Below are 26,277 nucleotides of genomic sequence, written 5' to 3'. Positions count from 1 at the left end.
AAATACTAAAGGAGTGCTTAAAGTATGGATGAAAAAATATTAATTGTAGATGATGATGAGAAAATTCGAAATTTAATCTCAATCTATTTAGAAAATGAAGGATATAAAACAATAAAAGTAAGTAATGCCATAGAAGCATTAAAGATATTAGAAGAAGATACTATTGATTTAATTATGCTTGATATAATGATGCATGAGATGAATGGTATTGAAGCTTGTATGAAAATACGTGAAGAAAGGCATATGCCTATCATCATGGTCTCTGCAAAGTCAGAGGAAATGGACAAAATATATGGCCTTAGTTCAGGTGCCGATGATTATATAACTAAACCTTTTAATCCCATGGAACTAATAGCAAGAGTAAAATCACAGTTAAGAAGATATAAAAAATATAATAAGGATGCTATTACAGATATTAATATAATTGAAATTGGAGCGTTAACCATTAATACGGATACTCGTATGGTTTGTGTTGGCGGTTGTGAAATACGGCTTACTCCTAAAGAATTTGATATATTAGAGCTTTTGGCTAGAAATAAGGGAATTGTGTTTAGTGTGAGTAAAATCTATGAATCGGTATGGAAAGAGGATTTTTTAAAATCCGATAATAATGTAATGGTTCATATAACTAAAATAAGAGAAAAGATTGAGCATAACCCTAAGAATCCCATTTACATAAAAACAGTTTGGGGAGTAGGTTATAAAATATGAAAATAAATTTAATTACTAGTAAAATCGGCACTAACCTTTTGCTCTCCATCTTAGTAAGCCTTATTTTGTCAATGTTAGTATCTGTGTTATTTAATTTAACATGCTTAGCAGCAATTATGCCAAGTCCTTCAGATTTTTTCTTAGCATTAGGGGCATTTATACTCTCCTTTTTGTTAATTATAAATACAAAGGTAAAGTATATTAAATATATAGCAGAAAGGGTTAAGAAAATATCTAATGATGATTTAGGTACTACCATTGAAATTCGTGGAAAGGATGAACTTGCGGAACTTTCTGAAATCATCAATTCCATGTCAAAGGAGTTAAAATGTAGAAGAGAATTGGAAAAAGAAATAGAAGCGGCTAAAAATGAACTTATAACTAACATTTCTCATGATTTAAGGACACCGCTTACTTCTATAGTGGGATATGTTGATTTATTAAGAAAGAAAGAATATAAAAATGAAGAACAGTTATGTGAATACATTGATACAATTTATCATAAATCTCAACATCTCCAAATGTTGATTGATGAATTATTTGAATATACAAAGCTTACAACTCCTGGAATAAAAATAAATTATAGCAACGTTAATTTAAGTGGTTTATTAGAACAAATGATTGGAGAATATGTTCCCATCTTTATTAAAGAGGATTTATTAATTAGAAGTGATATTCCTCAGGATATTTATATAAATGTTGATATAGAAAAAATAGTAAGGGTGTTTGATAATATCTTAATAAACGCAAAAAAGTATAGCTCTAAACCTTCTGACATTCATGTAAACCTCTGTTATAAAAATAATAAGGTAATTGTATCAATCTCAAACAAGACAGATCAAATCCAGGTAGAAAACTTGGATTTGATATTTGAAAAATTTTATAGGGTAGATACTTCTAGAAAAGGTGAGGATGGTTCAGGACTTGGTCTTGCTATTGCAAAAAGAATTGTGGAATTGCATCAGGGAAAGATATGGGCAGAATACAAGGATCATATTATTACCTTTAATATTGAATTATATATACAGGAGTAAAAGACATTTGAGAGAACTCCAATATGTCTTTTTTAGACTATTTCTCAAAAACCTTAAGAAATCTTAAGATTTTTACCAGGAGCTTCTTAAGGTTTGTATGTTATCCTTTAAATAGAAAATTTAAAAGTAACATGAGGAGGCTTTATATGTATTTAAGTACTCTCAGAAGAATAAACGTAATTGGAGTACCGCCCCATAGCCATCAAGTTAAGAAGGTTTTATAAAAATAAAGCCTCCATCTGTAAAAATGTTATCATTTGAAAGACAATAAAAAAATACATCATTGGGGGACTTAAAAATGATAGCAGAAGAAAAATCAAAATTGGATGAGGATATACAACTTTTCGCTAATGAACTTAAAATATGTTTTTCAGAAGAAGAGATTGAAGAAATAGCTAGAAAAACAGGTTTTGTAAAAAGAAGTGGTAAAATTAAAGCACGTGAATTTGTTTGCTTATGCTGTTTTATGGATGTAGAGGTTGCTAATAATACACTGGTTACCTTATGTACAAAACTTAGTGCTAAAATAGGTATAGTTATCTCAAATCAGGCATTAGATCAACGCTTAAATGAAAGATGTGTGGAGTTTTTAAAGAAGATTTTTGAGAAACTATTACACCAAACAATAACAAATAATACTTGTATAGCAAGTATATGGGATGAATATTTCAAACGAATAAGAATACTTGATTCCACTGCTTTTCAAGTCCCAGAAAGCTATAAAGATATCTATCCTGGATCCGGTGGATGTTCTCAGCCTTCAGGGGTAAAAATACAACTAGAATATGAATTGAAATCAGGCAATCTTGTTAATGTAGAAGTAGGTGCTGGATCAGGAAGTGACAACACTTTTGGGAGTAAGATAAGAGATACCGTCAAAGCTGGAGACCTTATTTTAAGAGACCTTGGATATTTCAGCTTTGAAGATTTTTTAGACGTAGAAAAAAGAGAAGCCTTTTATATATCAAGATTAAAACCTAATATAGCAGTGTATATAGAAAATGATAATATAGAGTATTATAAGAACGGTGCTCCGAGAAAATCAAGTCTATTTAAAAGAATATATATTTCTGACATCATGAAACAGATGAAAGATGGAGAACGTTATGAAATTAAGGATGCCTATGTCGGCAAAGAAAAGACGCTAAAAACTAGGATTATCTTATATAAACTAACAAAAGAACAATTGGAAAAAAGATCGGAAAAATGCGCGAAGAATGCTAAAAAGAAAGGTATAGAAAAAAGTGATAATACAATTGAATTATTAGGGATATCTATTTATATAACCAATATTGAGGAAGCAGTTTTAAGTGCAGAGCAGGTCCATGAGTTTTATTCCTTGAGATGGCAAATCGAAATCGTTTTTAAAACGTGGAAGTCCATATTTCATATACATGGCGTAAAGCCAGTTAAAATAGAACGGTTTCAATGTCAGCTTTATGGAAAACTTATTTTGCTATTCCTCAGCTCTGCTGTAATGTTTAAAATGAGGACTTTAGTTTTAGAGAATAAAGAGCTTGAAGCTAGTGAAATTAAAGCTTCTGAGATAGTGCATGAATACATTGATAGACTGTACTTTGAACTTGTGAAATTTCCAAGTAGAACTTTCAATACCTTAAAGCTAGTATTTGAGAATGTAGTTAAGAATGGTCTTAAATCTCATAGAAAGGATAAGAAAACTGTTTTTGATATACTTGGAGTTCGTTATAAGCGATCATCGATGAGGGCTAAAATTGCAGCATAAAAAAACTTCATATAAATCATAATTTTTTCCACTGTATACGTGGTTTTTTTGTTGTGCCATAAAATTATTCAAGTACTAATGGACACTTACAATTCACCATTGAACATTTTGAAAAGAAGAGGTAATTGGTAAAATGTAGAATTCAAGAAGAGCTAACTATTATTCACTATGACTTAGCTTGATGGCTATGTGGCTATACCCCTTATAGCGTTCTTTTAGCCTTTGAAGAAGCATAGATATATTTGGTTCATATGCTTTCAGAGTAGTATTAACTTCTTCCCATAAAAAAACTCCATGACTTATATTTATTCTATATCAATCATGGAAGTTTACACAAACTTTGAAACAGACTAACTTGAAAGTCTATAATAATCTCCAACTCCGCATTTGGATTTATACTTTTATATTTATATAAATAACTTTGATACACTCAATTTTCTACTATTGAATCGAGCTCATCAACTCAAAGAAATATTTTGCATCTTGAGTTTTATAAAGATTGTACCAAGAATCTAAGGTTTGTGGTGAAAACACCTCTAGAATTTTCAATATGTGCAAAGTAAATTCAAGAGGAGCTATTCCAGAGGCAGTAATCAAACTTCTATCAGTTACTGCGTATTCTTGCTTATAATATTTTTCTCCTGCATAGCTTGGACAGACCATTTTTAGATATCCCAGGTCATTGCTTGTATGAGCTCGCTTATTCAATACTCCTTCCAAAGCAAGTCCTATTGTAGCACCACAAATTGCCCCTACAACAATACCTTTCTTTAAACATTCTTCAGCCATTCTTATAATGGGAGCATGAATTGCTTCTGTCCATGTATTCCCACCAGGTAGAATCAAAGCAACTGTCTCTTCAATACTACACTCCTTAAGTTCAATTTCTGGCAATATTTCCAGACCTCCCATTGTAGTAATAGGGTTCTTGTTAATTCCTACAGTTACTATTTTTAGAGGCATTAATCCCTTTTTGTAGTACCTTCCCGAATTGATTTCAGTACTTAAATAACCTATTTCCCAGTCTGCCATTGTATCAAATACATAAAGATATACTTTGTTTTTCATTTTCTATTCCTCCACTTTCATTTTATTAGTACTATTTATCACAGGATAGTTTCAAGTCCATCTTAATCAATTATATATTATCTTTACTGACAAATTCAGTCAGTGGAGATAATAGTCCAGCAAATCTTTAAGAATTGATGCCATAGCAGCTTTAAAACTATTTGGTTCAAGCACCTTTATTGCTCTACCATATGGAAGTAGAATATGAGGAACATAGGTATGGATTGAGTATTCATCCATTAAAAAAATCGTTCTGCATTCAGTTCGTTTTATCAGATGATATCCTAAAAACCAATGTGCACTTAGGTCATTCAATGCTTCTGACTTGCCCTCAATTACTAAAGTGCAAAGTCCTACTTTACTTTCTATATTTGATAATAAGTTTTCTGTAAAAAACTCACGTGCCGAAAAAGCTTCAGGACGCTTAAACGTATTTTTAGTGCTTATAATATTTATTATTCTATCTACCCTAAAGTTACGAATTTCATTTCTAAGATGGCAAAATGCAATAGCGTACCATTTATTGTTCCAGTAAAGCATCCCATAGGGGTCAACAACCCTATGCTTGGGATGACCTTCATAACCTGTACAGTATTCAATTTCCATAGAGCATTCATTTGCAACAGCTTGCTCGAGTTCCATTAATATAGGTTTGACAGCTGGATCGCAAATACGGCTCACTACTTCAAATCCAACTAAATGACGATTGAGAACTTTTTCTTGTTCTTGATTCGAAAACATCTTTAACTTTGATGTTGCACTATTTAGTGATTCCATAAAAGGATATCCTGATTCCATTGCAAAAACAGCAGCATGCAAAAGTGATTTCTTCTCTTCAAGATTAAAAAACAGGGGTGCTCGGATAAAATTGTTAAGCAAACTATATCCACCGTTATGACCAGGCTCCGATATTATTGGCACTCCACTAACACACAGTGCATCCATATAACGATAAACTGATCGTATGTTTATTTCTAACCTTTCGGATATTTGCTTTGCAGTTATTTTTGTACCTGAATTCAGCATCCATAAAATTGCTAGCATATTATCATTTTTTGGCATAATGCTCCCCCTGATCTGGTTAACAATTAAATTTTATTGTTTAGAAATATAATATCATTCTAATAGAGTTTCGAAGTATTTTAATTATATTAGTTAATTTTAACCAATTTTATAAATCAATAATCTATGGGCTTTTTTAGAAATGGGAATAGATTTGCTATTTTAAATATAATTCTTGTACTGGTGTCCAAATTTTTTATTTCTTCATTTGACGTGAAATATTGCTCTTCAATGAACTGTGCTTTTAATCCCCATTTTGTAAGTTCTACAGGATTATCAATACCCCAATGAATTTTTGCACCAGTTTTCTTTAGTGATGGATGATTTTTTTGTTTTCTTTGCTGTAAGAACACTAAAAGCATCAAAAATTAAGGTATAACTACCAATCCTCTCTTTAAGACGCCTTATCAATGTTTTAATTTCATCTTCTTTTAAGTACATAAACAGCCCTGCGACCATAATTGATGTACTGTGTTTTTCATCCTTAGGTATTTTTTCTATCCATTCGGGTTCTATAACAGAAGATGCAATCAAATGGTAATTATCTGTTTCTTCGTAAAAATATCTGCGAATATCAATAACTTCTTTAAAATCTACGTCATACGTGTCAGTATTGCTATTTTCAATTCTGTTACATCTGCTATCAAGGCCACACCCTAAATGCAAAACTATACTTTTATTAGTTTTTGCAAGGAAATCTTTAATGAAGTTATCAATTAATTTTGCCCTTATACACATCATTATATTTGTCTTTTTAGGGATTTTCAATGATTCGAAAATATATTCAATTTGATTTACAATCTCAACTGCCTTTTTGTCTATAATAATAGGTGCTTCATTTTCTTTTGCTTTACCATAGTGTAATAAGTAAAGTTTCCTTTTCTTCTGTTAAAATACCCTTATCCATAGTAATAACCTCCATTAAAAATGAAACTACATTTCTTATTATTAAATCAACTGTGACGCATTTTTTTATTTTTTTACAAATGTGAACTATCACTCTTTTAATAACGGAACTAAACTATCGTGAAAGTACAAATTCATCACAAATTTCAAATGCCAAATCTATTAAATCTATATAAATTTATCTTTAGGGTTAGTCTCAATAAACATAATTTTTCCTCCTGTACCTTCAATCTTTAAGAAAGTTGCGAATTAATTAGGTAATCTTTTAAATAAATAATGCAAAGATAGACTTGCTACTGCTAACTTATATTTTTTCTCAATGGAAATGGAATTCGTATCATTCATAAAACTCTGCACCTCTTCTACCATAAGTCCTACATATATGGCTAAAGTTTCATAGTTAATTTCAAACTCAGCAATTAATACATCTATTACTGCCTTAACTCGTTCATCTTCATTTATTCTCTCATAAGATAGCATAGAAACTATACTTAAGATATAGGGTTGGGAATATTTGAATTGTTTATGTTCTCTATATTATTCTCAGTAAAATTTTTTAAGTTATTAAAATAATCAAGGAAAATATCTTTTCCATCCATAAAATCTTTTAACCATCCATAATCTATTCCAGCTATTTTACTCAAAGATTTCAGTTCAATTTTATAATCCTTAATCAGGTTTTGTATATCTTCCCTAAGAATACAATCATTTTCATTTATATTTTTACTTACACTTTGTCTTATAATCTCAATCTCCATATATTTCCACCTTAACTTTCATAATATTTTACTTTTTACTATCGTCATATAAGTTCTTACTATAAATCCCCTCAAAATTCTGTAAGATTTCTTATTCTTTCAATTGTTTTTCCTCTAATATTATCATTATTAATAACGGATATATACTTTGTATTATAATACTCAATTATATCAATGATTTTCACGCCTAATTCAGAAAGAGGCTTACTTATACCTTCCACTGTATATCCCATATATTCTTTAGTTTTACCTGCACAAACACCTACAATGATTGCTTTTTTCTCTGGTGAGAGGCGACTTTCCCATCCGTTACTATAATCATTTAAACAGAATGTCCTATTTAATAAGGATTTCATCTGTGCAGTCATATTGTAATTGTATGATGGAGAAGCGAATATATATCCGTCTGCATTTTTCATATTATCTATAATTTTAGTTACATCATCTTGAATAATGCAAGTTCCTGTCTTTATACACTGTTCACAGCCAGTACAAGTTGAAATATTGCTACTGCTTAGAAAAAATTTATCTACTCTTATACTTTTCTCATTTAAACCTTCAATTACATAGTCTACCATCAAATCTGTATTCTTTCCCCTTCGAGGACTACCAACCACTGCAATCCATTTTTCGCCCATACCATCCACTCCTACATCCTAAACATCATCTTTGCTATATAAACTGATATAGCCTCAATTACAAATTATAATACCGTTGCTACAACATATAAGAAAGATGCGAAATAACTGAGTCTAAAACTATGTTAATTCAATCTTATAAATTGGAATTTATCTATCAACTAGTACCTTACCATCTGAATCTAATAATGGCGTCATTCCATTCAGACCAGTTCCAACAGTTGTTAAGTAATTAACTCCTGTCTGAGTATCAACAACAATATATACTGCACCAAATCCTAATGACTGTTCTTCTTTTATAACAAATCTCTTTTCTTTTTTTTCTTTCCCAAACATATAAAATCCCTCCATTAAATTACTATTTATCTGTATGCTATACAAATAGTTTTTACTTTACAATAGATTACAAGTTTGACGTATCCCCGTTATTTTTTAACAGAGATAAATGTTTGTTAACCATGAACTTTCAGATATATCTGGTATTCCCAACACACATCCATTAATTATTATTTTTTTTCAACTTCTGATTATAGACATAACCTGTCCAGTTTATCTGATTTATTTAGTAATTATTACAGTTGTTTATGACGGACTTCTCTAATATTATGTCTTATTTTATATTCGCTTCATAATGCTCTTCATTAAGTCTCACTACTTCAAGTTCTTTTTTATTCTCATTCAATTTCAATGCTAAACTTTGAATTCCAAAGAATTCTGTGAAAGTATGACTCCCAATGATAAGATTTATCCCTTTAAACTTAGCATATTGAATCGTATACAATATACATCACACTTATTTTCAACTGCTTCCTTAAGGCAAGTTGTTGGCCCTCCATTACCACATACTAAGCCCACTCGCTTCACCTTTTTGTCATTAAACCGCCAAAATTTAACTGGTTCTTCAGTAGATTTTCAATATTTTTTACTAATTCATTAAATTCAATTTCTTCATCATATTCTGCGATTCTACCAAAATATAACCCTTCCCATTCGTGGGTTCTTTTAACATTTTCTAAATTCAATTTTTTTAATAAACTATCATTTGTTCCAAAGTTACAGTCATCAAGTGGCAAGTGATTATAGTAGTGACTTATACCATACTCTGCTAGTTTTTCTATGCATGCCTCTTTTAATCCATATATTTCATTCCATGCATCGTGGTGTGTTACCATCATATCAACTCCATGAATTCTTGCTTCCTCTATAGTTTCAAGCGTTAGGTTAACACAGTACCCTAATTTTTTAACTTTTTTATCTGTATGGTATGTAATCCCAGATTCACTATAATAGATTTCCTTACTTGTTACATTAAAAAGATCATTAATTCTTTCAACAATATGTGAAACATCCATATACTTACCTCCTCAATTTCATCATGTTTTGCCTTCAATTCTCATTATTACCTTGGTTGAATCAATTTCTTTGTATTACATCATAATACAAAGAAATGTTGTCCTTATTATATCTAATCAATTATATCATGAAAAAATTTACATATCATATTTTTGCAATGTAAACGTATAAAAACAATCATCAGGCAGTACTATTTTGCTTAGTCTCCAGTTCTATTATGTCTTCAATATCAAATCTATTTATAGGCTCAGGAACCTCATCTAAATCTATAACATATTCACCAAACCTTTTAATATGGCTTGTCATATACGGACTCATTGCTTTAATATAATCCATTGTAACTACTATTCCTTCCTCATTCATTTTTTCAATAGCATTACTTATATCAACTACATTATGAAGTATAACTGCATTGGCCAGTAAATCATTATATTTTACAATCTTACTTTGTTCTCCAGGATCATTTTCACACATAATGCCTTCGCCTCCAAAGAAGAACCATTTTGAAAAGCCATTATAAGCTTCAGTTTTATTAGTACTTTCAGTTATTTTTTCTCTTCATTCAATAATGGATATGAATTCTAATAGATAAATAGTTCTTATAACATTTCCAAGTTCTCTGAAAGCTTGCTATAGGGGTACAGGTAGTAATGGAACCAAAAACGGCAATAAGCATGTAAAAAAAATGGATTTAAAATGTTAATGCCTGTTTATCATCACTCTTAAGAAAGAAAAAAGGCAGATGCAACTAGACCAACTAAACCTCAGTGGTCTAAATCGTCATGGGTATTACTTTGGGGTATTCAACAATTATTGGGTTTGAATTAAGTCCAAATCTTTGATGTAGCATTATGAAAAACACCAAGAGTTTAAAACCTTGGTGTTTTTTTATAGTTTATATGCATAAAATTCATGCCTAAATTTTATGCACCCATATAAATATCTATTTGTAAACTGACTTTTAAAAGTAAACCTGTAAAGGAGGTATAAGCAGTTATAATATATATGAACATTTAATAACATTTATATACATATAAATACTATTATTGGTTAACCTAATAGTAGAGGTGATCATATATGCATGAATATGTAAATATAACAAAAGCTGCCCAATTTTTAGGCGTAACACCTAAAACTATGAGAGTGTGGGACAAAGAAGGGATACTAAAAAGTTATAAAACTCCAAAAGGCCATAGAAGATATTTACTAGACGAAATAGAGACTTTAACGCTCGGCAGGGTTGCGAATACCACTGTAAATATAGATAATAAAGTTTATATATATTCAAGGGTTTCTACAAAAAAACAATTTGAAAGCGGTAATTTGGATAGACAAACTCAAAGATTAAAAGAATATTGCTCAAATAAAAATTATGAAGTTATTGAGACATATAGCGAAATAGCCTCAGGATTAAATGACAAAAGGGTAAAGTTAATTAAAATGTTATCTAACTTAAATGGGATAAGTAAAATAATTGTAGAATATCCAGATAGATTAACTAGATTTGGTTTAAACTATTTAATAATAATGCTAAAAAACCTAGGAATAATTGTAGAATTCGTTGAAAGTAATGAAAATAACTCTGTTAACGAAGATATGACTAAAGATATTATAAGTATAATAACCTGCTTTTCTGCTAAATTGTACGGTGCTAGAGGTGGGCGAAAAGTTAAAAGGACTTTAAATGAATTGGCTCTAAATAAAGCTGAGTAGAACAGGTGGTGAATATAATTATGAAGGTAACTTCAAGGTGCTTACTTTATAATCCAAGTGTTGAACATTTTCAAATAATTGTTGATATGATGGAACACTTTTGCCGGGCAAAACATTGTGCATATAAACGTCTTGAAGAAAATAGGTTTAATGCAGAATTTAAGATTAATAATTTAGATAAGATTATATCTAAAAAATATAGTTTAAATTCAAGACAATCTAAAGACGCTATAGAACAAGCAAGGCAAACGCTGATTTCACAAGAAAAATTATTAGATTTGAATATTACAGAATATGAAGGTAAGGTAGAGGCTATTCTTAAAAAATTCGATAAAGGCGTTAAAACAGAGAAAAGACAAGGTCTCATATCTAAACTAGATAAAAGACTAAGAAAGCTTTGTACTTATTTGGATTATAAAAGAAATAACAGGTTACCGAAAGTTATATTTGGGGGAAAGGATAACTTTTACAAACGTTGCAAAGACTTAATATCTAAGGAAGAGTATCAGCTTAGACGAAATAATCAATTTGTTTCTCGTGGGGACAAAACAAAAAAAGGTAATCCTAATCTTAGAATTGTTATTAAAAATGGAGAATCTTTTCTTGAAATAACAACACTAGAATGTACTGTGAAAGAACCTAGATTGAAAACCGATGGAACGTATACAAAGTTAAAACCAATTTATAAAAAGATTTTAACTCCCATATATATACCACAAAAATTATCTAAGAAAACTGGTAAGATAAATGGATTTGATTATAAGTCTGCACTATTAACTCAAGTGGCTAAGGAAGAACCTTATCAAGTTGAATTGCTTATTAAAGAAGGGAAAATATATGCACATGTTACTTTTAATTTAGATAAAACTGATTTAGTTTGTACTGGCCATAACTATACTATAGGAATTGATACTAATCCAGATGGGTTGGCGTTAACTATGATAGATAACATGGGCAATTATAAATGGCATCATTATTTAAAAAACTCAGAACTTTTGACCGCAAGTGGTAATAGAAGAACTAATCTATGTGGTGAGTTAGTTAAAGAGGCAATCTTAACAGCACAAACATATTGTTCAGCTATAGCTGTAGAAAATTTAAAATTTATTAAAGATAGAGATGTTCACTCTAAAATAGCTAGAAAAACAGCACAATTTTGTTATAGAGTGTTGCTCTGTACATTAGAATCTGCTTGTTACAAAAATGGAGTTGAATTTATTAAAGTTAAACCACAGTATACAAGTAAGATAGGTTTGTATAAGTATTGTCATCAATTTGGTATGGATGTTCATAATGGTGCCGCTATGGTTATAGCAAGAAGAAGCTACGGATTTAAAGAAAAAGTACCTAGATTATATAGAAACCTATTTAAACCGATACCAACTATAAAAAAAGAAGAGCTGATTTACGAAAATATTAATTATTCTAATGAATGGAGTAATTGGTCTAATGTTTCAAAAAGAATGAAAATGATTTTGCAAAAGGATTGTTATCCAAGATTCTTTATAGAGAATCGTAAGAATATAAAAGATATGATTCTAGCTTGATATAAGTTTATGTTTAATCTAGAACCTTGCACAAGTACACGTAGAGAAAGGCTTGTGTGAGTTACTAAGCTGGGTTAACTGCCCCAATTCTTCAGAACTTTAATTTTATCAAAATTAAAGGCACGCTGGGATTGCTGAAGTTTCTTCGGAAATTTAGGAGCTGAGCAAAAACCTGTAAAAAGCTCGCATCTATCTTCAAAAATTAAATTTATTTTAATGAAAGGAGAAGGTGTCTAAATCTAGAATATTCTGATTTGTTCAGATTTGTTTAGATTTAGGAAACCAGGACGTAAATGTTAAAGATGTAAAATTTACATTCTTAAAATCACAAGATATAACTAAGTAATTTTAAATCAGGGCTTATGCCCTGATTTAAGAAACCTATTTTAACTTCTTTTCTAGAATTTCCTTGTGAACTTCTATTCCTAGTTTTTTCATTCTATACTCAAGACTTTGTCTTATGATTCCTAATTTCTTAGCCGTCTTACTAAAATTCCAATTATTATTGTTTAAACTTTCTACTATTAATTTTCTTTCCAGATCTCGAAGTATATTCGGTAAAGATGTGTTGTATATTTGCACATTCTCTTTTACAAGGGAACCTAAAATGTTTTCTTTAAGATAATGGGGCATATCCGCAATAGATAACTGAATTTCATGATCTGATACCCTAACCATTATATTTTCTATCACGTGTTCTAATTCCCTTACATTTCCTCCCCATCTATATTTTAACATAACATCCTTAAGCTCTTTAGAAATCGTTTTAATATTTTTATTAAGGAGCTTATTATATTTATCAATATAATAATTTGCTGTTGTAAGCATGTCTTCTTTTCTTTCTCTTAATGGAGGAATATATAAACTAACTCCTGCAATTCTATAATAAAGGTCTTTTCTTAGTCTTCCTTCCATAATTGTTTTTTCAGGTTCTTCATTTATAGCACTCATTACTCTACAACAAACCGGTACAGATTTTAACCCACCCACTCGCCTTACTTTTTTCTCCTGTAACACTCTTAAAAGTTTTGTTTGCATTAAAACAGGCATTGAATTTATTTCATCTAAAAATAAAGTACCATTCCTTGCTTCTTCAAAAAGACCCGCCTGATCCACAGCTCCAGTATAGGCGCCTTTTACTGTCCCAAATAGTATACTCTCTAATAAATTTTCAGGTATGGCTGAACAATTTATATCAACAAATGGTTCTTCTCTATTTTTCCCAAAGTTGTGTATACTTTGTGCAAATACTTCTTTTCCTGTACCTGTCTCTCCAACAATTAGTAGTGGACTATTTTGCAATGCTATTATTTCCGCATCTTTAATTAAATTCACCATACTATTACTATCACCTATAATGTCATAAAATGTATACCTAGTACCATTACTACTACACTTTTCTTCATTAGAATTGGATTTACTATACAATTTACGTTTTAATTCAATGGTTTCATGAAGGAGTGCTTGTAGTCTATTTTCGTTTTTACTTATGGAATATACCGCAATTGTTTCTCCATCTTTTACAATAGGATAGGTACTATAAGATACATATTTAGCAATACCATCTTTATATGCATGAGCTTGATATTTATTTATTATAGGGACATTTGTTTTATATACACTACGATGCTCGGATAATTCTGGTTTTGAGTGGTAACCCTCCCAAAGATATTTTCCTACAACTTCTTTAGATGACAAGTCTTCCAAAGCCTCCTGGGATTTATTGTACAATACAATACGCCCTTCATAATTGCTTATTATAACTCCATCATTTATGGAATCCATTATTTTTTCGAGACAATACATCTTCACTTCATTATTATTAAAATCCGTTATTTCATCTATGAAAACCAATATATATTCCTCTTCGTTTTCCTTATTTCTCCGACATTTTATGCTGTATTTTTTTCCAGATAAATTTTTAAATATTTTATTTTCACTTTCTATATCTTTTACTTCTATTCCGAAAACATCATTCAAACTTTTACCTAAAATTTCTTCTCCCTTATATATTTCTTTATATATATCATTTCTCCATATAACAAATTGCTGTTTATTTAATATAATAAGCCCTTTTACATATTCAGAAATGAGGCTACCTAAAATTTTAATTTCCATACTTCACTACCTCCATTTACCCTTAACCCAAAACCCATAAAAAGCATTAAACAGGGCAAAGAATTGCTTCGCTTTATTATCCCTTGAAATCAGCTAATAAGTAAATTATATCACAATATGGAATTTATATTAAATTAAGTTATGTGTATATAGTTTATAGTGATTGTAAAATACAATTATAAAATCAGAATGAACCGAGTATCAGTCACAAGACCTCGTTGTAAGCAGATTATATAACGGCAACTTCAACTGAAAGTCAACCGAATTCAGTAAATAGGTGTCCTATATTCATTTTCGTGTATTAGACTGAAAAATAGAGCATTTAGTTTCAAATTTATTTTTATAAAATTTTTTAAATAAAAAGAGCTAGTAAACACTAAGTTTTACTAGCTACTCATTTAATATATTATTTGTCCAACTTGGCATATTTTTATCTTTCCAAATTAGATTATCATCCTCGAACTCGGTAGTCTCTTGATTAAATGTTTGGAGTGCTTCTGACTACTCACTAAATTTAGAGTAACTTAATCAGCTCTTCTAACTCTTCAGATAAAACTTTTGCAAGCGTAAAATCAGTATCTTTTAAAGCCAATTCTATTTTTGTTTCAACTAATTTTTTATTTTGTTCAATTTCTAAATAGTCTCTGTCAAAATGACTAGCATAAATCATCTTTCTAAATTTTCGCATACTCATTTTTCTAATTGTCTTATCTTCAATGATTAAAACAAAATCCATACAGTTTACTATAGAATAGAAATCATGAGAAATCATCAGAATCGCACCTTTATAGTTTTCTATGGCTTTTTCAAGTGCCATTTGTGAATAGGTGTCTAAATGACTTGTCGGTTCATCAAGGAGCAACATGTTTGCTTGACTAGCAGAAACTTTAGCCAATTGAAGTATATTTTTTTCTCCACCAGATAAAGACCCTATCTTTTGATTAATGATTTCTTCTTCAAAACCATATTTTAAAATATATGATTTAATCTCATGATAAGTTTTAAAACCAGCATCGAAGAACTCTTCAAGTATGGTATTAGACTCATTTAGTGTTTTGCCTTGAAGTTGAGATAAATAAGCCACTTCAACCTGCTGATTTATCTCAATAGAATCATGATTATTTTTAAATATTTCTTGGAGTAAGGTCGTTTTGCCGGTACCATTTGAACCTACAAGGGCTACTTTATCAGTAGATTTAATCTCAAAGTTAACATTTTCTAGAAGCACATCATCAAAGGCAACACTGTAATCATTAACTTTTAAAGCAATAGTTTCGACCATTTCATTATCTACAACTAAACTGATATTCGGTTGTTTAATATCTACAAATGGCGTTTTAATTCTACGTTTTTCTAATCTTTCTTGAATTTTAACTCTAGCATTTAGAGATTTTCCTTTAGAAGATTGATCATACTCAGTTGCGAGAAATCTTAGTTTTTTTATTAACTTCTCATTTCGCTCAAGTTCTTCATTATCATCAATAGCTAGTTCTTGTAACTCAATTTTAGTTTGAAGTAGTGAGAAGTTATAATCAATATAGCTTCCATCAAACTCTTGGAGCTCCATGTTTTCAAGGTGCAGAATTTTGTTAAAACAATGATTCAATATATATCTGTTGTGCGTAATAATTATCATTGTTCCTTTGTGTGAAATAATTAGATTTTTAAGCGCATTAAGGTTTTCAAAGTCTAAAAATACATCGGGTTCATCCATAATCATTAGGTCCGGACTATTTAGCATTTCCTTAATTACTTGAATAAGCTTGAATTCCCCACCACTAAGTTCAGATATCATTAGATCTTTATACTTGATTAAGTTTGCAAGATTTAGGTTTTTATTAATTTTGTTTTCGAAATCATCCCCATTAATTGCATCAAATGCGTCTAAAGTTTGTTGATACTTTTCTAGTAGTGAATCAATATCCGAAGATGTTTCCATTTCGCTGCAAATAGATGTTATTTCATTTTGTAGTTTAATAAATTCTTCCCCTATATATTCGAAAACTGTAATTTCTTTTATTTCGCCCTGTTGTGAGAATTGACTTACATACCCAATTCTACAATTTGGGTCCATCTCTAAATTACCATCGAACATATATTTTTCTGGATCCATAATTATATCTATCAGTGTACTTTTTCCGCTGCCATTTGTTCCTATAAAAGCACAATGTTGACCATCTTCCAATGTAAATGAAATGTTATTATATAGATCCTTTTGCGGAAATGAGTAGGACAAATTATCAACTTTTATCATATTATTACCTCTCTTTATCACTAAAAAAGAGCCTATAAAAATAAGCTCTTCAATATATTATATTTTCAATTGCAAATTCACATTTGATTTTTATATAGCAAAGACATTCTACTGAGTTTACCATTGATATCATAACACTTTTTACGACTAAGTTCAATCATTTCATATTTTTATAGCAAGGATACTCCCGTTTGATGCTTGTCTTATTTTAAAGAATAATCTTCTAAAGCTTTCTTTAAAATGAACATAAACCAAAATAATGATATACCTAGGATAGCATGAGCAGTACCAGCAATATGGCTTAATCCATTAAAATCAGCTCCAGTAACTTGCAAAACACCTCTAGCTAACATAGTTGAACCAGTTAACAAAAGCCCTATATTATATGTTATAAACCATTTATTAAAGTTCTTAATCTTATCAAAGTTTAAAATTGGATAAGTTAAAGTTAAAATTAAAAAGAAAAGAAATCCCAATACTAAAAAATGAGTATGCACAACTGATAGAGTAGTTTTACCTGTATAGTTATTTATTTTTGTAAATTCTCTAAAGAAAACTCCGGCAAGAGCGCCAATTAATAAATATATAAATGCCGAATTGTAAAGTTTTTTCATTTTAAAGCCCCCTATTCAAATTTTAATAATTACTACATAATAATATTTATTAATTAAATTATACAATACTTTTTTTGCTTTTTCAACATGTATTTTAGGTACCGCCCCCTTAATCATCTTCCACAATCAATATTGTAAACATCACACCACCTCATTCCAATTCTTTACGATTTACAAAAGCGGTACTTCAAGCTCATTAAAAGAAGTGACTACATAATCTGCTGTTATATCTCCACACAAAAATACGCAATCTATCGTATTATGAAAAGAGTACACCCATCTTCTATAAGTGGGTGGTGAATTTTCATTTGGCGTTAGCCAACCTTGTAGTAACCTCTTTTATTATTTTTTTATAAATAAAGTAAATTGTTATATTTTTTTAGATATAGTAAATAATATTATTAGGTAACAAAAAATAATATAAAAGCACCAGAAAAACTGGTGCTAATGTTTTAACTATTTGGGGACATTTTCAAAAATGCTTGACATGACTTTAAAAAATATGAGACAGGCGGCAAATTAATCTATCGTATAAAAATGAATATCTTTATACTCACTAAGTTGTTTTGTGTGGAGAAATCTATACACAGATAAAAGACTTGAGTCATTTTTAAGCATTTCTATAAGTTTTAAATTCAACTAATATCTTAGGATTATCTTTAATGAATTGTACGAAATCCTGAAAACATTTTGTTGTTTGCTTGCTTATTGTATGTTCAATCTTTTCAGCTTCTTCTAAAACATCAGATTCTGAAACATCAAGTATTCTTAAAAGACTTTCAATAGTATTATGACGATTAAGCAGCGCCTCTCCAAGCTTCTTCCCTTCCTCTTCTAATATTAAAATTCCATATTTTTCATATTTAAGTAGCTTTAGCTCTGATAACTTCTGTACCATTCTTGTAGCAGAAGGGGGTTGGACATTAAGTGCATTAGAAAGTTCATGAACCCTTGCAAATCCTGTATTTATAGATAATCTATATATCATTTCAAGGTAATCCTCCATAGAAGCAGTAAGTAAATTATTATCTTTTTTCATATATTCTTGAAAAGTATAGAAATTTTTTTTTGACATATTCTCACCTACTTAAGATATAGTTTGTTAAATAAATTATATGCTTAAATATATAAAACAATTACTTTAGTGTAACATTTATTAAGCTACTACATAAATTATATTATAGAAAAATAATTTTAGTTTAGACTAACAATGTTACCTATTAATAACTATTTTAAATACAAAAAAATTACGTAAGAAGGGTGATATTTTTATGGAAAGTAATAAAAACTTAGTAGATGTTAGCTTATCTATTCCAAGACAACATACAAATAATTTCATGTCAAACTTAAATAAGGTCAACCAATTGGTGAAGTTTTTAGGTCCTGCTTTTGTTGTTAGCGTTGCATATATTGACCCAGGTAACTTCGCAACTAATATAAGTGGGGGATCAAAATTCAACTATACACTCATCTGGGTTATTTTATGGAGTAATATATTGGCTATATTCTTACAGACTATGTCTGCTAAACTAGGAATAGCCACAGGACATAATCTAGCTGAAATGTGCGCTAAGGTATTCCCTAAGGAAGTAAATTGTATATTTTGGATTATTGCAGAAATAGGTGCTATGGCAACAGATTTGGCAGAGTTTCTCGGGGGAACATTAGGATTATATTTATTGTTTCATATACCTATGATATATGCAGGACTTCTTACGGGACTTATAACATTTGCAATTTGTTATTTGGAGAAATATGGTCAGAAAATTATAGAAATCACAATAGCAGTACTTGTTACCGTAATCTGTATTGCATATACAATAGAATTATTTCTTGCTAAACCAGATTGGGCTCAAGTTGGCATTCATACTATAATTCCAATGCTGCCCAATAGCGAAGCTATATTAATTGCTGTAGGCATGCTTGGTGCAACAGTTATGCCTCATGTGATATATTACCATTCACAGTTAGTTCAACACAGAAGTACTGATTCGTCAAACGAAGGAAAATTAAGGCATTTAAAAATGGAAAAAATAGATATTGCTATAGCTATGAATATTGCCTTTATTGTTAATGCGGCAATGGTTGTAGTCTCCGCTGCAGTTTTTTATAGAAATGGGATGACCGTCGATACAATGGACCAGGCTCATAAATCGTTACAGCCATTATTAGGCCCTTTATCAAGTGGCGCCTTTGGAATAGCATTACTTGCATCTGGACTATCCTCCTCTGTTGTTGGAACACTGGCGGGGCAATCAATTATGACGGGATTTGTTAATTTAAGCATACCTATAAATATTAGAAGATTTATAACCATGATGCCAGCCTTGATAATAATTGCACTTGGAATTAATCCAATGAATGCTCTTATTTTGAGCCAGGTTGCGCTTAGTTTTATTCTGCCATTCCCAATAATTCAAATGTTAATCATAGCTAAACGTAAAGATTTAATGGGTATTTTAGTTAATAACCGTTTTGTGCAATTTTTGGGTGTTCTGGTAGCTACGGCGATAATAGTATTAAATGCAGTGCTCATGTACCTAACATTCACAGGTAAGGCTTAATATTGCGTTATATTAAAAAAATAATACGTAACAACTCATTAATAGGAAGTGATTTGCAGCTTCCCCCTATCTGGTGCCACCCACGTGGCAAGTGGCAAGTTCCAAACGCAATCTCATGCATCTGCAATAAAAATTCACCTTGTAAAATTCTTTAAATAATAGCAAACAAAAACTTCCACTTATTGTTATGTCCCCCGATCAAATTACAAATATTGGAATCGAAGTGTACAATTTTTGTTTGCTATAAGTTGTCTTACCCGTTCCTGCTCCTGCTATAACAAGATTGTTTATCTCCTCTTTTATTACACATTCTCTCTGCTGCTGATCTAAAGCTCTACCCTCAATATTGTCGAATAAATTCTTGTAATTTATTTTTTCAATTTCAATAAATCTACTATTATAATCATCTCTTATCTTTTCTATATTAATACATTTATAGGCTTTTTTTTCTTTATCATATCTCTAATAGCCGGGCTTCCGTAATAAACACCATTACTAGCTTTGTCTAAACATTTATATGGTGGAAGATGTGATATAATAATACTTTTATTATCTATATTAAGTCTAAGTTTCTATAAAATCCACCAACATATTCCGTTTGAATCATAATAAACGCAGCATCACTACCTAAAAGAAAAAAGACTTGCTTTCACACAAATCTTATCTTACGTCTAAACAAAAAAAGAATAACTGTAACACACGCAGTTATCCTTAGTTCACTTTTAGCATTTTTTCATCTAAATATATTGGGTCTATAAATTCCAAGCTGTCTAAAGCTGGAAACATATTATAACTTTCATAAACTTCATTTATATTTGCAAATGCTATATGTGCTTTTGGGCTTAATCAACTAAATAATATGTATTATAAAATATAAATATTAGTTTAGAGATGTTTTATATATAAATTTATTAATTATAAAATTTATTGAGAAGGATGATATTATGGCAAAAATCCAGTATGTCACAGGTAAAAAGAAACATATTAAAACTACAGCTATAATAGGTTTTCTAAGCACTACTGTAATTACTCCAGTTGCAGTAATAGCTACAAGATAAGTTGGATCAATATTCAAAATACCACTAAGAGCAAATGCTATACTAAAGGAGGCAAATATTATAGGAAATATTTGGCCACCAACCCATCGGAAATTAATAGATATTTTAGTAGCTAATATCTTTAAAAAAGCAATGAATAATAAGTAAGTATTTCCCAATTTCTCAGAATTATTAATAATTTCTCTTAAAGCATGTTCACCAGAAAAAAGTATAAGAGGGAAATAAGCTCCTAAAAGTGCTAAAATAAATCCACCAATTATCGCAGCTATAAATGGATTTGAACTTAATTTAGTTTTTTTACAAATACATTCTATTAAATGGCCAATATAGTTAAAAGAGATACCTATTATTATTGAAAGAATTAAAATAGGTATAAAAAACAACAAATCTTTACTAGAAATATGATTTTGGTTTAATTTAAAAATAAAACTTTCTTTATGTGTTAAATTATTTAAAAATTTTATAACAAAATAAGTAGATAACGCTGTACAGCTATATGTAAAATAATTTAATAGTTTTTTCGAAATAAGTTGTACTTTATAAATTGAATTTTTATCATAAGAAAATGAACTTAAAAGAGGTACTTGAAAAATAGCAGTAAGTACAGCACTAGTAGAGGTTTCTATAAATTCTTCTTTTAATTCAGGATTTGAATTTTTAATTTTTATGCTTAAAAAAGTTGAAAGCATAGCTATCATTCCAAAAAGGCCAGCTTCAGGGCCTATACTACCTCCAAAAATTAGTGGTAAAAAAGCACATACAATATATTGGGGTAGAGGTTTATAGTCAATGGTTTTTGTAATCTTGTATTCGTGAAGTACTTCTTCCATTTCTTTTGGATAAGGACCTAAAAACTTTTGACAAAGACCTATTATTAATCCTCCTAGTATGCATAAAATTATAGTAATGGTAAAGTTACTTACTTTTATAATATGAGGTAGCTCATGCCACAAAAAATTACTTGATAGATTTATAAGAAATATAAATGACCAACAAAAGGCACCAACAACTGTACCCATAATAAAACCGAAAAATACAATATTTTTTACAATAGATTTAATATTAGACACCACCTTTGTGAAACATTACATTAACTATGATAGTATAATTTATTTTAAATATCAACATAATTGTATAACTATCATTACAAATCGACAGCTATCGAGTTGAATTTTTTTCAAATGTTAAATTTATGAAATAGTTATTTATTAGTATGAAATTAAATAATTTTAAACTTATACATAGGTAAAAATCCTCGACTAAGCTAATTAGTCGAGGATTTTACCTAAGTGGGACTTGCTCCTAGCTTCACCTTCAACATACCTTCTATATGATTCTCTTCTGTCTCCACTAAAATATGATAGTAATATTTATTATTCCTCTACTGGTTACATGGTACATTGCCCCTGGATACCATATTAATTTCTTCTTAGCCATAGCTCATTCTCCATTCATTTTACTATAGCTATAATTATTTACACTTTTTTCATCTTTAATCATTCTGTTATTTACTATTTTTCCCCAAGTCACAGTTACCCTAGTGGTGTTTACTCGTTAGTGCCTATTTTAAAGTCTTTATAGTGACAGTGACTTCCATTTTGTACGGAAACTCCAATTTGTCCTCTTAGATATGGATTATTATTGTCTTCATAAACTATTAATGTCCTATCATTAGAACTTACAACAATATTGTTATCTTTTACGTCTACTTTTAAGGTATATTCTTTACCAATAGTCCATACAAAATCAATAGAATTAAGCTCTTTGTAACCATTATCGTTTTTATAAAGAACAAGTTTATTGTGATCAGCAAGCCCAACTGAATAAGATCTTATAGCTCCTTGAACTCTAAAGTTGAGATTATGATTTTTACCGAATATTGGTTTTAACGTACATTCAAAACTATAATTCTTCCAATCATAATAACCGGTATAAGCTTCTGCATAATCACTTCCACTTCCGCTTAACTCGCCTTCTTCTATTTCCCATATTCCTTTTAAGTAAGTAAATTGACTCACCTCACGGTGAATTGGATTCCATACCTCCATTTTTTCTTTTGAAAAATCTATTGTATAATTAGGCTCACCAGAAATATTAAAATCATCAATATAAGTCATAAGAATTCCATCACTACTATTATCTACAATAAATTTAACACCCATTTCTTCTAAACAAGCACCCTTAAGAGGTGGTATTTGAAAGCATAATTCTTGCCATTGACCTGCCTTTAATTTGGTGCAAAAACCCTCTATACACTTGTCCGAGTTACCATCCTTTACATAAAGAACAGCCTTCACCTTAAAATCTAAATCATCTGGTATCATTACAGCCGCTGAAATCATTTGTCCAGGATACAAAGTAGGTGAAAAACTTGGATCATATCTGCTATCATGGAAGTCTTTTGGTCTATAATAGGTTTTATGATATACTTTAATCTCATTTCCAGAGTTTATGGGCTTAACAACAATTTTTAGACAACCTTTCCCAGTATAAGAAGTTTCTAAAGTTTGATTAAGTTTCCATTCTAAACTTTTTTCAGAATTATGGGCTAATCTGAAAGCATGAGTTGATCCTGGTAGTTCAAAATTAAATTTAGCGGTGTTACCTTCAAGAATATCTTTCCATTCTGATGGTGCTTCCTGTCCTGCGATTTTATAACCTAAGTTCGCAATGTAATATGCACACCATGGAATGTCCATTATATTTAAGCTGCCTATAACACTTGAGCAAGCTAAAAAATCATTTATCGGCTTTCTCCATTTATTATAATCAATACCTTGAAGACCATTTCTAACTCCCATTATAGTTCCAACGTTAGCTACATTACAGTCTGTATCCCATCCACACATATTGCATATATTCAGTGCCTTAGAAAAATCTCCATCACAATACAATAAGGATAATACGATAATTGCAGAGTTAGGTATTATATGACATACACCAGGATACCTGTCATAGCCAAAATTATCTTTTACATATTTAAAGGCTTCTCTCCAATCAGTAGGATTTTTTCGATAAAAATCTAAAACAGCTTTTGTCATTATAGTATAATCACAATCCAGAGGAATAACTGAAAGCCCAGCTTGTATAATTTTTTCAATATTATGCTCATCAAATGCAACACTTATGCAAGCAGCAATAAACATACCCCCATATACTCCATTTCCACCATGAGCTACACTTGCAGCCTTTTTAGCGTATTCCGCGGCCAACTTATAATTGCCTGGTATTACTAATCCCCAGGTATCTATAAATATTTGTCCACCAATCTGCTCTGCAACTGTTGCACCGTTAAGTTCTACAGAACCTGAATAAGGAGCTTTAATTCCATTCCTTAAATTTAAATACGCAGTATGTTCGGTTGATTTACCGTAACCTCCCCACCAATAAAAGCCATGTTCATAAGGTGCATAATTTAACCAAGTAAGTCCGATTTGTTCTGAAGTAATATCGTTTGTGTAAGTATAGTCCTCTAGTGCTCTCAAAAAAAACATAGGCCCGTTACTATCATCGTCTGCTGCAAAATCCTTATAGTCTACAAGATAATCAGTAATCTCACCATAAACATTACTAATTTTTTCATATGTCCATAGCTCTATAGGTGCTCCATGACGTACTCCTATCAGTTTACCTAACCACCCTGCATATACTTTTTCTATATAATCATTTTTTATTTTATACATATAAGCATTCTCCTTTTCCTATCAATATGGCTTTTTTATAAGTTCTTCAACTTGCTCCCATCTTCCTTCAGCCTATGAACTCTTTACACATGCTGGAGGTACAAATAAATCTTGGTATAAGATACCAAGATTTTATTTGTGATTTATATTTACTATTTCAGGTAGAATTACTTTGCTGCACCTAATTGAATCCATGATTTTTGTATTTCATCAATAGCCTGGTCCATAGTTTTTGCTTTTCCAATATAAGCCTGCATGATTTCTCCAAACTTCTGATGGAAACTATCCAATGAATAAATTATAGCTTCATCTCCTGATTTTTCAGTCTTTAAAATATTCTGCATATCATTTACCATTTGCATATTTGGATATGAGCCATCAGTAATAGGTGGAATTGCCTTGGCTACATCTGAAAACCATTTCTTACCATATTCGGATGTATACAACCAGTTACTAAAATCTATAGTTTCTTTAAGTACTTTAGAATCCTTATTTATCCTTAACACAGCACCTGAACCTACAATAATCGTTGATTTACTTGGATCATCATTTATTGGATATCCCATAATACCTATCTTTATGTTAGGATTAATTTTAACAATTCCCTGTTCTGCCCAACCTCCTTGACCAGTGATCATAGCTGCTTTTCCAGTTGCGAAATCACTTGTCTCCGCTGAAAAATCTTTTTCTAAAGCTTTTGGAGTGCCATATTTAACAGTTAAATTAATAAAATCAAAATATTTTAATAGAGTAGGATTTTCTTTAAATGTTGTCTTGCCTGCTATAAAATCACCTACTAATTTTTCCGAATTATCTGTTGATGCATTAATAAAGTGTTGGAATATATGCTTTTGTACCCACCATTCTTTATAACCGTTAGCAAATGGTGTAATTCCTTTTGCTTCTAACTTTTTACAGACATCTTCTAATTCTGCGATTGTTTTTGGCAATTTAGTGATTCCAGCAGTGGCAAACAAATCTTTATTATAAGCCAGCGCAAATAGATTTGATGCAATAGGAAGTCCTAATACCTTACCATCAAGTGACACATTCTTTTTTACCGAATCTATCATGGCTTTAGATAGTGGCTCGCTTGTCAAATCCGCACTATATTCTGCATATTGCTTAATTTCTCCACCGGCTGTAGTTTGAAATATATCTGGAATATCATCTGAGCCGATTTTAGTTTTTAAAATAGTTGGATAATCTGCCTGCATAACTTGAAGTTCTATTATTACATTAGGTTTAACTTTTTTGTATTCTGCAATGAAGCTATTATATGCATCCGTATACTCTGGTGAATTTACGAACATTTTAATTGTAGCAGGTTTATCACTTATCGTAGTTGTTTTATCTGCACCATCTGCAGATTTTTTTGATCCGCAACCTGTAAGTAATCCAGTTGCCATGACACTTACCAATACCAAACTTAAAATTCTCTTTAACATTTTG

The 26,277-nt window shown here is 30.3% G+C and carries 23 protein-coding genes; 6 read left to right on the top strand and 17 right to left on the bottom strand.

What is annotated here, in order from left to right; translation table 11 throughout:
• The first annotated feature begins 24 nt into the window (after positions 1-24).
• From G9F72_RS26745 to G9F72_RS26735, 3 genes are all read left to right on the top strand, one after another.
• Complete coding sequence (locus G9F72_RS26745) at positions 25-711, top strand: response regulator transcription factor (RefSeq protein WP_164960043.1); 687 nt, start codon at positions 25-27, stop codon at positions 709-711.
• Positions 708-1,745, top strand: coding sequence for a sensor histidine kinase (locus G9F72_RS26740; protein WP_164960044.1), 1,038 nt, complete (start codon positions 708-710; stop codon positions 1,743-1,745). The genes G9F72_RS26745 and G9F72_RS26740 overlap by 4 nt, the downstream gene beginning before the upstream one ends.
• 298 nt (positions 1,746-2,043) lie before the next feature.
• Positions 2,044-3,489 carry an IS4 family transposase gene (locus tag G9F72_RS26735; RefSeq protein WP_224676338.1) on the top strand — a complete coding sequence of 482 codons (1,446 nt, stop codon included), beginning with the start codon at positions 2,044-2,046 and terminating at the stop codon, positions 3,487-3,489.
• A 441-nt stretch (positions 3,490-3,930) separates the two neighbouring features.
• Here the strand turns inward: G9F72_RS26735 and G9F72_RS26730 are convergent, their stop codons facing one another.
• The 10 genes from G9F72_RS26730 to G9F72_RS26685 all read right to left on the bottom strand — a co-directional run bounded on the left by G9F72_RS26730 (position 3,931) and on the right by G9F72_RS26685 (position 9,823).
• A complete protein-coding gene (locus tag G9F72_RS26730) occupies positions 3,931-4,557 on the bottom strand; it encodes a type 1 glutamine amidotransferase family protein (RefSeq protein ID WP_164960045.1) in 627 nt (208 codons plus the stop codon).
• A 99-nt stretch (positions 4,558-4,656) separates the two neighbouring features.
• Positions 4,657-5,619, bottom strand: coding sequence for a helix-turn-helix transcriptional regulator (locus tag G9F72_RS26725; RefSeq protein ID WP_164960046.1), 963 nt, complete (start codon positions 5,617-5,619; stop codon positions 4,657-4,659).
• Between the two features lie 276 nt (positions 5,620-5,895).
• Positions 5,896-6,387: a class I SAM-dependent methyltransferase gene (locus G9F72_RS26720; protein ID WP_224676337.1), complete on the bottom strand. Its 492-nt coding sequence runs from the start codon at positions 6,385-6,387 to the stop codon at positions 5,896-5,898.
• Positions 6,388-6,774: 387 nt separating this feature from the next.
• Complete coding sequence (locus tag G9F72_RS26715) at positions 6,775-7,005, bottom strand: HTH domain-containing protein (protein ID WP_224676336.1); 231 nt, start codon at positions 7,003-7,005, stop codon at positions 6,775-6,777.
• Between the two features lie 11 nt (positions 7,006-7,016).
• Positions 7,017-7,283, bottom strand: coding sequence for an HTH domain-containing protein (locus tag G9F72_RS26710; RefSeq protein ID WP_224676335.1), 267 nt, complete (start codon positions 7,281-7,283; stop codon positions 7,017-7,019).
• Between the two features lie 71 nt (positions 7,284-7,354).
• Entirely contained in the window at positions 7,355-7,921 is a 567-nt protein-coding gene (locus G9F72_RS26705; RefSeq protein WP_164960048.1) for a flavodoxin family protein, read from the bottom strand.
• A gap of 150 nt (positions 7,922-8,071) precedes the next feature.
• Complete coding sequence (locus G9F72_RS26700) at positions 8,072-8,257, bottom strand: DUF6440 family protein (protein ID WP_164960049.1); 186 nt, start codon at positions 8,255-8,257, stop codon at positions 8,072-8,074.
• Positions 8,258-8,531: 274 nt separating this feature from the next.
• The gene (locus tag G9F72_RS26695; protein WP_202054903.1) at positions 8,532-8,702 is read right to left on the bottom strand and encodes a hypothetical protein; all 171 of its coding nucleotides are present in this window, start codon (positions 8,700-8,702) and stop codon (positions 8,532-8,534) included.
• 79 nt (positions 8,703-8,781) lie between these two features.
• Positions 8,782-9,273 (bottom strand): Nif3-like dinuclear metal center hexameric protein, encoded by a 492-nt coding sequence (locus G9F72_RS26690; RefSeq protein WP_202054904.1) that lies wholly within the window; start codon positions 9,271-9,273, stop codon positions 8,782-8,784.
• 181 nt (positions 9,274-9,454) lie between these two features.
• A complete protein-coding gene (locus tag G9F72_RS26685) occupies positions 9,455-9,823 on the bottom strand; it encodes a Tn3 family transposase (protein WP_164960053.1) in 369 nt (122 codons plus the stop codon).
• A 528-nt stretch (positions 9,824-10,351) separates the two neighbouring features.
• Between G9F72_RS26685 and G9F72_RS26680 the strand changes: the two genes are divergently transcribed.
• Positions 10,352-10,987 carry an IS607 family transposase gene (locus G9F72_RS26680; protein WP_164960050.1) on the top strand — a complete coding sequence of 212 codons (636 nt, stop codon included), beginning with the start codon at positions 10,352-10,354 and terminating at the stop codon, positions 10,985-10,987.
• Between the two features lie 20 nt (positions 10,988-11,007).
• Entirely contained in the window at positions 11,008-12,534 is a 1,527-nt protein-coding gene (locus G9F72_RS26675; RefSeq protein ID WP_224676334.1) for an IS200/IS605 family accessory protein TnpB-related protein, read from the top strand.
• A 381-nt stretch (positions 12,535-12,915) separates the two neighbouring features.
• Here G9F72_RS26675 and G9F72_RS26670 read toward each other — a convergent pair whose 3' ends face one another.
• From G9F72_RS26670 to mntR, 4 genes are all read right to left on the bottom strand, one after another.
• A complete protein-coding gene (locus G9F72_RS26670; RefSeq protein WP_164959452.1) occupies positions 12,916-14,652 on the bottom strand; it encodes a sigma-54 interaction domain-containing protein in 1,737 nt (578 codons plus the stop codon).
• A gap of 514 nt (positions 14,653-15,166) precedes the next feature.
• Positions 15,167-16,906, bottom strand: coding sequence for an ABC-F family ATP-binding cassette domain-containing protein (locus tag G9F72_RS26665; RefSeq protein ID WP_164959451.1), 1,740 nt, complete (start codon positions 16,904-16,906; stop codon positions 15,167-15,169).
• A 203-nt stretch (positions 16,907-17,109) separates the two neighbouring features.
• Positions 17,110-17,520: a DUF2871 domain-containing protein gene (locus G9F72_RS26660; RefSeq protein WP_164959450.1), complete on the bottom strand. Its 411-nt coding sequence runs from the start codon at positions 17,518-17,520 to the stop codon at positions 17,110-17,112.
• A gap of 610 nt (positions 17,521-18,130) precedes the next feature.
• Complete coding sequence (mntR, locus tag G9F72_RS26655) at positions 18,131-18,595, bottom strand: transcriptional regulator MntR (protein ID WP_164959449.1); 465 nt, start codon at positions 18,593-18,595, stop codon at positions 18,131-18,133.
• Between the two features lie 196 nt (positions 18,596-18,791).
• On the opposite strand from mntR, the gene G9F72_RS26650 reads away from it, so the two are divergent.
• Positions 18,792-20,084, top strand: a complete 1,293-nt coding sequence (locus G9F72_RS26650; protein WP_164959448.1) for an Nramp family divalent metal transporter — start codon at positions 18,792-18,794, stop codon at positions 20,082-20,084.
• Between the two features lie 880 nt (positions 20,085-20,964).
• Here the strand turns inward: G9F72_RS26650 and G9F72_RS26645 are convergent.
• The 3 genes from G9F72_RS26645 to G9F72_RS26635 all read right to left on the bottom strand — a co-directional run bounded on the left by G9F72_RS26645 (position 20,965) and on the right by G9F72_RS26635 (position 26,273).
• Positions 20,965-22,161 carry a chloride channel protein gene (locus tag G9F72_RS26645; RefSeq protein ID WP_164959447.1) on the bottom strand — a complete coding sequence of 399 codons (1,197 nt, stop codon included), beginning with the start codon at positions 22,159-22,161 and terminating at the stop codon, positions 20,965-20,967.
• 528 nt (positions 22,162-22,689) lie between these two features.
• Positions 22,690-24,825 (bottom strand): ADP-ribosylglycohydrolase family protein, encoded by a 2,136-nt coding sequence (locus tag G9F72_RS26640; RefSeq protein WP_164959446.1) that lies wholly within the window; start codon positions 24,823-24,825, stop codon positions 22,690-22,692.
• A gap of 167 nt (positions 24,826-24,992) precedes the next feature.
• Entirely contained in the window at positions 24,993-26,273 is a 1,281-nt protein-coding gene (locus G9F72_RS26635; RefSeq protein WP_164959445.1) for an ABC transporter substrate-binding protein, read from the bottom strand.
• Positions 26,274-26,277: the final 4 nt, after the last annotated feature.

The sequence above is a fragment of the Clostridium estertheticum genome, from assembly GCF_011065935.2.
GTDB lineage: Bacteria > Bacillota > Clostridia > Clostridiales > Clostridiaceae > Clostridium_AD > Clostridium_AD estertheticum_A.
Note: the sequence above shows the minus strand (reverse complement) of the source record. Positions and strands in the feature narration are given on the sequence as shown.

What these genes read in the sequence shown, in the direction of transcription:
- G9F72_RS26745 (WP_164960043.1), top strand. Translation starts at nt 25, where the DNA reads ATGGATGAAAAAATATTAATTGTAGATGATGATGAGAAAATTCGAAAT.
- G9F72_RS26740 (WP_164960044.1), top strand. Translation starts at nt 708, where the DNA reads ATGAAAATAAATTTAATTACTAGTAAAATCGGCACTAACCTTTTGCTC.
- G9F72_RS26735 (WP_224676338.1), top strand. Translation starts at nt 2,044, where the DNA reads ATGATAGCAGAAGAAAAATCAAAATTGGATGAGGATATACAACTTTTC.
- G9F72_RS26730 (WP_164960045.1), bottom strand. Translation starts at nt 4,557, where the DNA reads ATGAAAAACAAAGTATATCTTTATGTATTTGATACAATGGCAGACTGG.
- G9F72_RS26725 (WP_164960046.1), bottom strand. Translation starts at nt 5,619, where the DNA reads ATGCCAAAAAATGATAATATGCTAGCAATTTTATGGATGCTGAATTCA.
- G9F72_RS26715 (WP_224676336.1), bottom strand. Translation starts at nt 7,005, where the DNA reads ATGCTATCTTATGAGAGAATAAATGAAGATGAACGAGTTAAGGCAGTA.
- G9F72_RS26710 (WP_224676335.1), bottom strand. Translation starts at nt 7,283, where the DNA reads ATGGAGATTGAGATTATAAGACAAAGTGTAAGTAAAAATATAAATGAA.
- G9F72_RS26705 (WP_164960048.1), bottom strand. Translation starts at nt 7,921, where the DNA reads ATGGGCGAAAAATGGATTGCAGTGGTTGGTAGTCCTCGAAGGGGAAAG.
- G9F72_RS26700 (WP_164960049.1), bottom strand. Translation starts at nt 8,257, where the DNA reads ATGTTTGGGAAAGAAAAAAAAGAAAAGAGATTTGTTATAAAAGAAGAA.
- G9F72_RS26690 (WP_202054904.1), bottom strand. Translation starts at nt 9,273, where the DNA reads ATGGATGTTTCACATATTGTTGAAAGAATTAATGATCTTTTTAATGTA.
- G9F72_RS26680 (WP_164960050.1), top strand. Translation starts at nt 10,352, where the DNA reads ATGCATGAATATGTAAATATAACAAAAGCTGCCCAATTTTTAGGCGTA.
- G9F72_RS26675 (WP_224676334.1), top strand. Translation starts at nt 11,008, where the DNA reads ATGAAGGTAACTTCAAGGTGCTTACTTTATAATCCAAGTGTTGAACAT.
- G9F72_RS26670 (WP_164959452.1), bottom strand. Translation starts at nt 14,652, where the DNA reads ATGGAAATTAAAATTTTAGGTAGCCTCATTTCTGAATATGTAAAAGGG.
- G9F72_RS26665 (WP_164959451.1), bottom strand. Translation starts at nt 16,906, where the DNA reads ATGATAAAAGTTGATAATTTGTCCTACTCATTTCCGCAAAAGGATCTA.
- G9F72_RS26660 (WP_164959450.1), bottom strand. Translation starts at nt 17,520, where the DNA reads ATGAAAAAACTTTACAATTCGGCATTTATATATTTATTAATTGGCGCT.
- mntR (WP_164959449.1), bottom strand. Translation starts at nt 18,595, where the DNA reads ATGTCAAAAAAAAATTTCTATACTTTTCAAGAATATATGAAAAAAGAT.
- G9F72_RS26650 (WP_164959448.1), top strand. Translation starts at nt 18,792, where the DNA reads ATGGAAAGTAATAAAAACTTAGTAGATGTTAGCTTATCTATTCCAAGA.
- G9F72_RS26645 (WP_164959447.1), bottom strand. Translation starts at nt 22,161, where the DNA reads ATGGGTACAGTTGTTGGTGCCTTTTGTTGGTCATTTATATTTCTTATA.
- G9F72_RS26640 (WP_164959446.1), bottom strand. Translation starts at nt 24,825, where the DNA reads ATGTATAAAATAAAAAATGATTATATAGAAAAAGTATATGCAGGGTGG.
- G9F72_RS26635 (WP_164959445.1), bottom strand. Translation starts at nt 26,273, where the DNA reads ATGTTAAAGAGAATTTTAAGTTTGGTATTGGTAAGTGTCATGGCAACT.